Raw genomic sequence first — 9367 nt, forward strand, 5'->3', positions numbered from 1 at the left:
GATGATTTCCTCAACCTGATCGCAAAGAATTGCCCGCTGAATCTGTTCGACAACCCTCTTCCCATCCTCGAGGCGCAACCCGATCCCGTCTGGACAGGTCACCCGGTAGGGTCGTGAAATGCCGTCAAGCTGATGAGTGCGCTTCTCCCCGTTGTCGAAGGTAGTTTCGATTGTAATCCGTACGTCCATGGCAGCCCCACACGCAAAGAACTCACCTTAGCACGGGCCGCAACGACGAAGATGACCCCCATGTTTTGTCCACTCCCAACCTGTCCTTCAATCGCTTCATCAAGAAGCCGAGAAATGCTCCTCTGTTCGTTGACAGCATCGCCTCCGGACCAGTGCTTGGTGAACTGGTATTTAGGGGCGGCTGGTTGGTAGACCTATCCACAGTCTTGCTCCCTCTGTTTAAATCCGTCCAACGTCTCTTGCAGTGCTAACGTCAAAAATCGGCTTGATAAGTGTACACTAACGCAGAAACTAAGTTTTACTGGACCCATCAAATACCTCAGCTGTCTTCACTGTCTTGGTTGATCCATTAAGTACTCGGCCATGGCTGCAAGATCTGCGGCACTGAGAAACTGGGTTCCATGTAAAACGACTTCTCCCATGGCGTTGCCAAAGGCATCTCCGGATGGAGTCAGACCGGTCTTCAATGCATAAGCCAAATTGTCCGCATCCCATCCTTGTTCTTTAAGCGAAGATGTATCGATCGCAGGCGCTTTACCTCCACCTGGGATCAAGTCTGAACCCGCGAACTTCTCAGTTTCTTCTTTACGCCCTCCAGCCAAGTTGCGAGGTGTGTGGCAAGCACTGCAGTGAGTCGCTCCTTCGACCAACCATTTGCCACGATTCCAACTATCGCCTTTGCCCTCCACAGGTTCCGTATCGGGGTCGTGCATAAATGCTGCGCGCCACAACTTTAGACCAGCACGCTGATTGAACGGGAACATCATACTTGGCGCGACAGAAGGTTCCGCCACCGGTGGCACAGTTTGGAATGCCGCCCAGAGATCCGCGATGTCCTGATCTGAGAAGTCCGCATAGAACGGATAGGTGAAAGCGGGATAATAGGGCTCTCCCTCCGGGGATATACCCTGCCTTACCGCGACTGCGAACTGGTCGATTGTCCAATCCCCGATCCCGTGAACAGGATCTGTCGTTAGATTTGGCGAATACAATGTGCCAAATGGCGTCTCCAGAGCTATACCACCTGCCAGAGGAGCGCCGCCCTCTGGGTTGGTATGGCAAGCGATGCAGCCGGATGCTCTCGCAAGATAGGCTCCATTCTGAACATTGCCGTCCAGAGTCGCCAGTGAAGGCGACGGAGTTCGGGAAATCGGCCAAGCAGCGAGCCCAAGAAAGCCGATCACCGCAAGGGCGGCAAACAAGCCAAGGCCAATAGATAAGCGCTTCATGTTAGTTGGACTCGGCGCGGAATTTTGTATGACACGCCGAACATGCTTGGCCGACTTTTGCAAAGACCGCGTCGGCTGGCATCTGCGCAAGCATCTCGATGTCTATCATGCTGCCCGCGCCCATCATGCTGCCGGTGCCCATCATGCCGCCGGTCCCCATCATATTAGTGCTAGCTCCGTCCGCAGAACCTGATGCCGCCAGGCCATTTTCGGCAGCTTGGCCGAGACCTTTGCCAAGGCTCTCCAGTTGCATGGCAAGAACTTCAAACTGCTCCCAGTCGGTCCACACATCGTCTTTCGCCTCGGAGGGCATGCCACCGCTCCCTTCGGGAAAAAGCTTTGTCATTGCTTCTCCGGCATGTTCCTCGATCGTGCGTGCATATTCTCGGATAGCTTCGGCATTGTATTCGACGTTACCGCGCATCATGGGTGTAATCGCCTTTGTCGCCTTGCTCATAGCCACCATGCCGTCCATGCGTTCCTTTACGATCCCTGTGGCACCGCCATGCGCCCATACGAGACTTGCGGCGGAAATCGCGGCTAGTGAGAGTAAAAGGGTGGTCTTTTTCATTTGTATATCTCCATGGGGATTGTTTGATGAGGGTGAGATGCAGCAACTTCGCGATGACGGAATCAAATCGACGTTCCGTTTACGCCACTGAGAAGTTTTTGTGCCTCGGTCACGGTCAGCATTGACCTCGCGGTAATACATGTGCCGTGACCTCCAGCGTTCCGTGCCTGAAGTTCAAGAAAACAGTTGGATGGTCGCCTGGGCTGAGATCTTGTTTGAGATCAGTCAATCGCGCGCCGATGTGGGAACTCGAGACATCAAGTATTTCTCCTTCATCCACGCCAAATCCATTCTGCGTGATCGTCGAACCCACGAGATCTTTGAAGTATAACTCACCACCCAAAGACACATCGGATGCGACACCATCTAGGAACACCATCTCGGCGGAAATGTTCTCGAACACCATCTCAATCTCAGCGTCGCCATCTTGAAGACCGCTGGCAACGCACAGTTTGCTCACGTAGATGCCGTGAAGACCTTCCAAGGACTGTTCGACGCCATCCGCGTGTGCAGGCAGAACAGCCACCGTCGACCAAATTAGTCCCATCACCAAAGCTAGCCGAGCAAAGCGCATCATGAAGCTCCTTCGATTTCAGAGAATTGTGGACGATTACTCCACTGCTTCACGCTCGGCCCATGGGTTAGACTTCCACATTTCATCAAGAAATTTTCATACTCTCTTGATCGAAGTCTGACATCGGACGAATTCTGGTAGTAGAGAATGAGTTCCCGGAAAGGACTGGAAAAATCTTTGAAGGCTGCAATTATTGCCACCAAGGCCCCTAGTGATAATCGGCCTTCAATGACAAGCCAACCTCCAATTGAGTAGAGTAGAAAGGGCGTCAATGACATTAGAAAATTGCTGATTGCTTTCTGCAAATACTTTGCGCGCTGCAAGTCGAGTCTTGTGTTTCTTAGCCGGTGAGCTGCTGAAAGTGTTCTGCGAGTTATGTTTCGGCCGGACACATCGCCGGTTTGCTCACCAAGAATGTCTCCAAATGCGCGAACAGCACGAATCCGGAGTCTCATCCGTTTGTTTACCCACCTTTGCAAAATGGGTATGATGAACAGCTGAACAGGGACGAGTGCCATCGCCGCTGCACCCAATATCGGATCTTGAATGAACATAAACAACAAGACCGTGATAAATGTACCGCCTTGGAAAACAGGTGTTGCCAGAACCTCTCCCGCAAACCCTCCGATGGGCTCTATTTCGCTCGTCGATAGTGGGATGACTTCGGTTCTGCGCTGTCCTTCCGGTGCACGGCGCCATGCCCGGTAAAGCACCAGACGAAGCCTCAAAAGTGTTCGCTCTCCGATCTGCCCCTTTTTGACATTTATGCAATATTTAATTGCTCCACTCGCAATCAGTGTAATAAGATATAGGCCTGACAAGATCCCGAGGTACTCTAGTTGCGTATACTGACCGCTAAGAATCTCGATGGGAAAATGATTTGATTCGATAGCACCATTGACAATGCGTTTCGGCAATTCGAGGGTCGCATATAGAATTGGCTGTGCCAACACACCAAGGAAGATCACGGTAACCTGTTCGTGCCAGCGCAATCCTATCAAATTGCGAACAAGCACAAACTCAGCGCGATCTTCATCGGAAAACAGACTGTTCCGAGCCGCTTTTTTGATAATCTGAGCTAAAAATACCAGGAAACCAAATAGAGCAACCAGTGGAGCAACGACTAGAATAAAGTGCAGCGCCATATGTAGCCAGTGAGGCGGGTTTTCACTGATGTGAAATCCCAATGTGTCTGCAATATGATGCGTCCAGCCGGAAAGACCGGAAAGTGTAAACGCGTCGATTTCCAGGGGCGCACTCATTGTATTTCCTCAAAAAGGCCAGCAGAGTAACGGCCCTGGAGTCTCAACATGACGTTTTCTACTTCATAATCTCTGTTACAATGTACTGGCCATTGACTTGCTCGACGACAAAATGGATCTGGGAGCCTTTGCGAAGGCCTTTCAGCATCGAAGGCTTGGCAACCGCGTAACCCATTTCCATCGCGGGCATGTTGATGTTTTTGAGCGGGCCGTGGTTGATCGTCACCACATTCGACTTGCGGTCCAAGTTCGTGACGGTGCCCATCGACATATCATGGTCGCCGCCAGCAAATGATGTTGTTGCAGTAACTGCCAAAGCGGCCGCGAGTGAGAGAATTTTCATGTTTTGTATGCTCCTTTGAGAGGCACAAGATCGATTGTTAGTGTCGAGGCTTTCTTAATTTCAAAACAGGCAATTTTTGGGTTTTGTTGTAAACCGCCGAGGGAACTCACTCTCGCTGCCAAGTCTGACCGAACGGCCGTTTTGACGATGACAGTAAGGGCGACCTCGTCATTTCTACCTTCAAAGTCCCATGACATACTCAGTTGTGAACGGTGACTGCCTATTCTTGATAAAGCTAAAAACCCCAACCAAATCAATACCACTGGGCCGGTTTGAAATGTATCAATTTGTAAGGTTTACATCGACGAGTACGACCGATAGCAGTTGGTCGGAACACTGGAGAAAGAGACCTATGCGGCTGGAATGGATGACCAAGATAATTTGCGTCTTGTCGCTCGCTCTTTTAGTATTGTCGCTCACTCCAACTCTGTCTGTTGCTGTTGAGAACTCGCCTCTAACGTTCCAGGAAATTTGCGCGGAAGATAACTCAGGGCATGCTGCGCTGGTTACTGATCAGCAAGAGCGTCATGACACTGCGTGCTTTGGCTCGATGGCGCACTGTTCGATTATTTCCACAACGCCACCGACGCCTTATGCGCTAGGTCTTGTGACAGCTTTTAATGCTCAGAAGCTTGTGGCGCAGAGCGCCGAGAGTCGCACACTGGAAGTGAAGTCGCCCCCTCCGCGTTCCTGAAATCCCTTGCGATCTGCAGGTTGCTTCGTGCGTGTAGTTAACTGCGAACAGCGCTTAGTCCCTGCATCTGCATGCTTTGAGGGCGGTTGCCGGTAGGCTTTTTCGCAACGCCGAAGAAACCGGTCGCCCGATCTCAGATCTTGCAATTTAACAGACTCTAACAATCTCACTTATAAGGAGAAGAAAATGCCGCTCTTTAGCGCAAAATTCCTTGCACGCTCAGACACTGCTTTGAGTACATCGGAACATATCTCTACAGGCCTTTCGCGGCGCGAGTTCGGTCTGGCGGCAGCTGCAGCTCTCGCAATGCCAACCGCTTTGCAAGCTCATCAAACGCCGAAAATTACTTCTAAGGGTACGTATGACATCACCGTTGACCGGGTGCGGATTGATACAGGCGATTTCCGCACGAAGGGTGTTGGCTACAACAATAGCCCGTTCCCGACCGTCCTCCGCTTCAAGGAGGGTGAAGAAGTCACGATCAACGTCAAAAACAATCTAAACGAAACTACCTCGATTCACTGGCATGGGTTGATCCTACCGTTTACTCAAGACGGCGTACCTGGGATCAGCTTCAACGGGATCCCCCCGGGAGAGACCTTCACCTATCGGTTTCCGATCACCCAGGCTGGCACCTATTGGTTCCACAGCCATTCCGGGTTCCAAGAACCGGACGGTGCGTACGGGGCCATTGTGATCGAGCCTCGCGGAGGTGAACGGGTGCGGGCAGATCGTGATTATGTCGTCCAGCTGGCCGACAAGCATCCGCACCCCGGCAACAGGATCATGCGCAACCTCAAGCGAATGCCTGACTACTACAATCGGTCGCAGCGCACGCTCCAAACACTCATAAAAGACTCGCGCGCTGACAGTCTGCAAGCAGCCCTGCAGGAACGCGGGATGTGGGGCAGAATGCGCATGATGCCGACCGATATCGAGGACGTTCAGGGGTTCACGGCGTTAATCAATGGCCAGAGCACGTCGCAGAACTGGACCGGCTTGTTCCGTGCGGGTGAGAAAGTTCGACTGCGTTTCATCAACGCGTCCGCGATGACCTATTTCGACATGCGGATTCCGGGGCTCAAAATGACCGTGGTCCAAGCGGACGGGAATGATGTTAAGCCGGTCGAGGTAGACGAACTCCGTATTGCTGTAGCCGAAACATACGATGTCATCGTGCAGCCGCGTGAGAACAAAGCTTACAGCATTATCGCGGAATCGGTGGGACGTACCGGCATGGTGCGGGGCACTCTTGCACCAAGAGAAGGTATGGCAGGCGCTGTGCCGACGATGCGGCCGAAACCGCTTCTCACCATGGCCGACATGGGCGGTATGATGGGTGGAATGGGCATGGAGGGTCATGTGATGCAGAACATGACCGGTATGAACCACGCCAACATGACCGACATGAAGAAAACTGATATGGACGGCATGGATCACTCCAACATGGAAGGTATGGATCACTCCAACATGGCCGGTATGAACGACTCCAACATGGCCGGTATGAACGACTCCAACATGGCCGGCATGGACCATTCCAACATGGCTGGAATGGATCACTCCAACATGGGCGGCATGTCGGGACCCAGCAGCGTCGACCCCACCTATGTCAATGGTAGTGGTTTGATACCCAAGGCCTACAATGGTGGGAAATTCCTGTCCTATGCCGATCTGACGGCCGCGCGGCCCAGATACAAGTACAGAAAACCATCGCGCACCATCGAATTGCGCCTTACCGGGAACATGGAGCGTTACATCTGGTCGATCAACGATGTGAAGTATAGTGACGCGGAGCCGATTGTCCTGAATTACGGAGAACGCGTGCGCATGCGATTCATCAACGAAACGATGATGGCGCACCCGATGCACTTGCACGGCATGTGGTCGCTCGTGGACATGGGCAAAGGGTCTCGGAACCCCATCAAACATACCGTCAATGTGAACCCCGCCATGACCGTGGACATGGATGTCGAGGTTGATGAACCCGGGCAGTGGGCGTTCCACTGTCACCTTTCATACCACGCCGATGCAGGCATGTTCCGCAAAGTCGTGGTGCGCGGCAGACCGGCATAAGTGCCTCGAATACGAAGGAAAAGATCAATGCAAAACATAAAGATAGCTAGCGCTGCAGGCATGATGCTTGCAGCCGCTTCGACGGCTCAAGCCGAACCGCTCATCTACGGGTTTCAGGCGGAGCAGTTCGAATATCGAGACGGTGACAACGGCGAAAACGTCTTTGTCTGGGATTTCGATTTCGTCGTTGGAACAGACGAGTTGAAGTTAGTTTGGCGGAGCGAAGCTGAAATCGTGGAAGGGTCTGGCGACTTCGAAGGCTTGGAAAACCAGCTGCGGCTACAGTTCCCGATTTCGACTTTCTTTGACGGCGTTGTCGGTGTCCAGGCAAGTACACCCGACGGATTACCGGATCGGTATAATGCGGTGCTAGGCCTTAAAGGTCTTGCTCCTGGTTTCCTAGAGGTTGATGCTGACTTCTTTTTGTCCGATCATTCGTTCTTTCGATTTGAGGCGGAGTATGAGGGTCTAATTACCAATCGACTCATCTTGACGCCTAGCATCGAAGTAACGGTTCCCCTTGAGGATGATCTTGCTTATGATCAAGCTTCGGGTGGTGCAACAATCGAAGCTGGGCTGCGGCTGAGCTATGATTTGATTGATCGTTCCTTCTCACCTTACATAGGGGTTAACTACGAAAAGTCCTTTGGTGGGACGGCTGATCTTATTCGTGCAAGCGGAGAAGAAAACGGCGTTACCTCTATTGTTTTTGGGACGCGTCTGATGTTTTAACGCGAAACCGCCCCTTCTGAACGGAAGGGGCGGTTCAATCCGACTGTATCAACCGTCGGTCGCAAGTTGATCTAGGAAACAATCTGCATCTGTGCTGGAAAAGGAAGACTCAGATTCTACGCGATATTGACCTTCTCGTATCAAACTTCCTCGATTTCAGGTGAGCCTGCTCTCGGACTGAGAAAACTGTCGATGAAAAGAGGATACTTCAGCGACGAACATATCACTAGCACGAAAGTACACTGAAACTGCCGTTCTGAACTGCGATACTAAGGTACGCCCGTGCAAAATGGTGATTTTGGTCCCGAAAATCGACTGTATCCTCCAGACATGGCAGCCTGCTCATATGCAAAACCTATTTTCAGCCAACATGCCTGGCTTGCGGTTTGTGATAAATGTCATGGCTTTTAGCTTGGTCGCTCTAGTACCGGTCTTGCTGATTTATGTCATGCGTACGCCTGGATTTTCCTCAGCGTTGATGGACGGTGGGCCGGCGCTGTCGCGATTTCTCAGACAGGTTTTGACAAACGGGCTACCAGTTATCTTTATCGTTAACTACGTCGGCTTCTTCCTGTTTGCGGTGTTGAATGAGAAAGGCACCAATAGCCGTGATCCGGCGATATTCATTTTCTTCGATGTCGTAATTCGCGTCGCTCTATTTCTCGTTCTCCACGCCTTTATTTACGTGCTTTCCGCCGGTTGGTTCGGCTCATTTGGAGGCAGTCGGGCGACGGCTCTTTCAGTGGTTGCGCCCACACTGGCGCGGTCCGCTTTGTTTGAAAACATATCCGGGGTTTACCTGTATGCCACTTTGGTTAGTGCACTGCCGCTCTATGTTACGGCAGCCGGAAAGTCCCCAATTCTGAGACCTTTCATTGGTTTGTTTCCAAAAAGTATCGGCGCGGTTTCGGTTGCTCTGCTCGCTTTTTTGTTAGCCGCTGTGTGTCTGACGGCTATTGCAGCCGTCATCCTGCGTCTTCAGAGCTAGATTGCCGTCGCGCTCTCATGTAAGCGGGATGCGCGCCAAGCTTTGACTAGAGCCAGGATCCAGAGCCCCGCCAGAACGAAACTCCAAAGCGCGTTCCAACTCGCCATAGACAAGCTGAGGAACTCCCAAGCGACTTCGTCGCACATGACCAAGGCTGATGGTGCGGATGATGCAGAGGGCAGAAGGTCCGCAGCTGACAAGTTTGACATGTCAATACCAGAGCCTGTGCAAGATGTCGGACCCTCCCACCAACCCCGTTCGACGCCGGTATGAAACATCCCGATGCTCGCTGTCACGAACGCAGCGACAGCGCCTGCCATCAGTAGCAGTAAGATGGGCAAACCAACCAAGAGAAGCACGCCAATAGCGATGGCAATCGCGTGAGGGTACCGCTGCCAAATGCACATCGCGCATGGTGCGTAGCCCGCTGCCTGAAACAAGAAGGCGGGAGTGGACAGAACATGGGGGTCGTCGTCGGTGATCTGGCCTGTGCTAAGGTAAGCTCTTTGTATGGGGGGCTGCCATGGACGTACGGATTACAATCGAAACTACCTTCGACAACGGGGAGAAGCGCACTCATCAGCTTGACGGCATTTCTCGACCATACCGGGTGACCTGCCCAGACGGGATCGGGCTGCGCCTCGAGGATGGGAAAAGGATCCTCGAACAGATCCAGAGGGTAATCCTTTACGATCAGGTCGATGAGATCATT

Annotated in this window: 9 protein-coding genes and 2 pseudogenes; 4 read left to right on the plus strand and 7 right to left on the minus strand. The window is 52.3% G+C overall.

The window, feature by feature from the left end:
* The 6 genes and pseudogenes from SM766_RS20735 to SM766_RS20760 all read right to left on the minus strand — a co-directional run.
* Positions 1-189 (minus strand): annotated as a pseudogene (locus SM766_RS20735) (ISKra4 family transposase); the annotation flags it as partial.
* 329 nt (positions 190-518) lie between these two features.
* Positions 519-1418: a c-type cytochrome gene (locus SM766_RS20740; protein WP_046212312.1), complete on the minus strand. Its 900-nt coding sequence runs from the start codon at positions 1416-1418 to the stop codon at positions 519-521.
* Between the two features lies 1 nt (position 1419).
* The gene (locus tag SM766_RS20745; RefSeq protein ID WP_046212313.1) at positions 1420-1989 is read right to left on the minus strand and encodes a c-type cytochrome; all 570 of its coding nucleotides are present in this window, start codon (positions 1987-1989) and stop codon (positions 1420-1422) included.
* A gap of 115 nt (positions 1990-2104) precedes the next feature.
* The gene (locus SM766_RS20750; protein ID WP_046212314.1) at positions 2105-2566 is read right to left on the minus strand and encodes a hypothetical protein; all 462 of its coding nucleotides are present in this window, start codon (positions 2564-2566) and stop codon (positions 2105-2107) included.
* A complete protein-coding gene (locus SM766_RS20755; RefSeq protein WP_046212315.1) occupies positions 2563-3825 on the minus strand; it encodes an ABC transporter transmembrane domain-containing protein in 1263 nt (420 codons plus the stop codon). Before SM766_RS20755 ends, SM766_RS20750 begins: the two co-directional genes overlap by 4 nt.
* 58 nt (positions 3826-3883) lie before the next feature.
* On the minus strand, positions 3884-4168 hold the full coding sequence (locus tag SM766_RS20760) for a copper-binding protein (protein WP_046212316.1): 285 nt from the start codon (positions 4166-4168) through the stop codon (positions 3884-3886).
* Between the two features lie 880 nt (positions 4169-5048).
* Between SM766_RS20760 and SM766_RS20765 the strand changes: the two genes are divergently transcribed.
* The 3 genes from SM766_RS20765 to SM766_RS20775 all read left to right on the plus strand — a co-directional run bounded on the left by SM766_RS20765 (position 5049) and on the right by SM766_RS20775 (position 8655).
* Positions 5049-6935: a copper resistance system multicopper oxidase gene (locus SM766_RS20765; protein ID WP_081285564.1), complete on the plus strand. Its 1887-nt coding sequence runs from the start codon at positions 5049-5051 to the stop codon at positions 6933-6935.
* Positions 6936-6962: 27 nt separating this feature from the next.
* Positions 6963-7667: a copper resistance protein B gene (locus tag SM766_RS20770; protein WP_050672443.1), complete on the plus strand. Its 705-nt coding sequence runs from the start codon at positions 6963-6965 to the stop codon at positions 7665-7667.
* Between the two features lie 400 nt (positions 7668-8067).
* Positions 8068-8655: a hypothetical protein gene (locus SM766_RS20775; protein WP_227512160.1), complete on the plus strand. Its 588-nt coding sequence runs from the start codon at positions 8068-8070 to the stop codon at positions 8653-8655.
* Here the strand turns inward: SM766_RS20775 and SM766_RS20780 are convergent.
* A complete protein-coding gene (locus SM766_RS20780) occupies positions 8652-9095 on the minus strand; it encodes a disulfide bond formation protein B (RefSeq protein WP_317963140.1) in 444 nt (147 codons plus the stop codon). The two genes, SM766_RS20775 and SM766_RS20780, sit on opposite strands and share 4 nt — an antisense overlap.
* Before the next feature lie 83 nt (positions 9096-9178).
* On the opposite strand from SM766_RS20780, the pseudogene SM766_RS20785 reads away from it, so the two are divergent.
* A pseudogene (locus SM766_RS20785) lies at positions 9179-9367 on the plus strand (ISKra4 family transposase); the annotation flags it as partial.

Origin of the sequence: Pseudophaeobacter sp. A-200-2, assembly GCF_041008815.1 — a bacterium.
GTDB lineage: Bacteria > Pseudomonadota > Alphaproteobacteria > Rhodobacterales > Rhodobacteraceae > Phycobacter > Phycobacter gallaeciensis_A.

Excerpts from the sequence above, each read along its gene's own strand:
- SM766_RS20770 (WP_050672443.1), top strand. The coding sequence starts at position 6,963 with ATGCAAAACATAAAGATAGCTAGCGCTGCAGGCATGATGCTTGCAGCC.
- SM766_RS20740 (WP_046212312.1), bottom strand. The coding sequence starts at position 1,418 with ATGAAGCGCTTATCTATTGGCCTTGGCTTGTTTGCCGCCCTTGCGGTG.
- SM766_RS20765 (WP_081285564.1), top strand. The coding sequence starts at position 5,049 with ATGCCGCTCTTTAGCGCAAAATTCCTTGCACGCTCAGACACTGCTTTG.
- SM766_RS20775 (WP_227512160.1), top strand. The coding sequence starts at position 8,068 with ATGGCTTTTAGCTTGGTCGCTCTAGTACCGGTCTTGCTGATTTATGTC.
- SM766_RS20750 (WP_046212314.1), bottom strand. The coding sequence starts at position 2,566 with ATGATGCGCTTTGCTCGGCTAGCTTTGGTGATGGGACTAATTTGGTCG.
- SM766_RS20745 (WP_046212313.1), bottom strand. The coding sequence starts at position 1,989 with ATGAAAAAGACCACCCTTTTACTCTCACTAGCCGCGATTTCCGCCGCA.
- SM766_RS20755 (WP_046212315.1), bottom strand. The coding sequence starts at position 3,825 with ATGAGTGCGCCCCTGGAAATCGACGCGTTTACACTTTCCGGTCTTTCC.
- SM766_RS20760 (WP_046212316.1), bottom strand. The coding sequence starts at position 4,168 with ATGAAAATTCTCTCACTCGCGGCCGCTTTGGCAGTTACTGCAACAACA.